Here is a 1,095-nt window from a genome sequence, read left to right on the forward strand (position 1 = left end):
TAACTGTTACGATTTATTTAACCAATTATAACGAAAGTTAATTAAATATATCAGTAAGCCCTGCTAGTCAAGTGATTGGCTAGTAGTGAGGGTTAACTGCGGGCAATCCCTAAAGCTGATTGAACTACAACGTGGCTAGAAATAGCGAGCGTGAATGTCGCGAAAGCAGAAAAAATCAATCAGATCGTGCAAGGTTAAATCCTAAACACTAGAACAATGGGTCTTCCGCCTCGAATCATCTAAGTCAAAATGGATAAGATGAACGTTCAACGACTATCTCGTATAACTGGCGAGAGTACATCACAAGCCTATGGTGATGGAAAAATCCTCTATCTCTAAAGAGATAAACATATAGTCTGCGCTCATGTGAAAACATGAGAAGTTCATAAGAGAACTGGCTAAGGAATTGCGCCCTTAGTTGAACGAGATACATTTAATTAAATCTATCAAACTTCATTGAATGAAACGAACGTATGTTCTATGTTAGGTTCAATGAGGTAAGAATAATAATGAAATTTTTACGAGTTAGTCAAGTATCAGAATTAACAGGTTTGCATCCGAGTAGTCTCAGGAGAATGCTGGTGGAACACGCTACGATTCAGAAGAACAAATCTTTCATTAAAGGAGTTACATTCTGATGATATTGGCGAAGAAAGTCAGACTGATTCCAACGCTTGAACAAGAAAAAGTGCTTAGAAACCATGCTGGTGCTGCAAGATTCGCTTATAACTATTGTAAAAGAATGAGTGATAGATACTATAAGCTATTTGGAAAATCTGTTTCACAGTTAGCTTTACAGAAACGATTTACAAAGATCAAGAAGCGAAAGAATTATGAGTGGTTAAAAGACATCAACGCACAAGTTCCCAAACAGGCTTCAAAAGATTTTGATAAGGCAAGGAAGCATTCGTTCAAAAAGTACAAAAATGGTTATCACACTTCTTATAAATCTAAAAAAGATGTAATCCAAGGATTTTATGCCAATTATGAAAGGCTGATTATAGGAAAGAAAGTCGTTCATATTCAGTCTATTGGAGAAGTGAAAACAAGCCAACAACTACCAAGAAATAAAAAACCATCCAATCCAAGAGTTAC

1 protein-coding gene is annotated in these 1,095 nt (G+C 36.0%); it reads left to right on the top strand.

Going from position 1 to position 1,095, the window contains the following annotated elements; translation table 11 throughout:
* Positions 1-637: 637 nt before the first annotated feature.
* Positions 638-1,095 (top strand): helix-turn-helix domain-containing protein (locus tag PDK19_RS27205; RefSeq protein WP_242296905.1); only part of this gene is annotated, 458 nt, incomplete at its 3' end.

Origin of the sequence: Bacillus cereus group sp. BcHK124 (assembly GCF_027712065.1) — a bacterium.
GTDB classification, from domain to species: domain Bacteria; phylum Bacillota; class Bacilli; order Bacillales; family Bacillaceae_G; genus Bacillus_A; species Bacillus_A pacificus.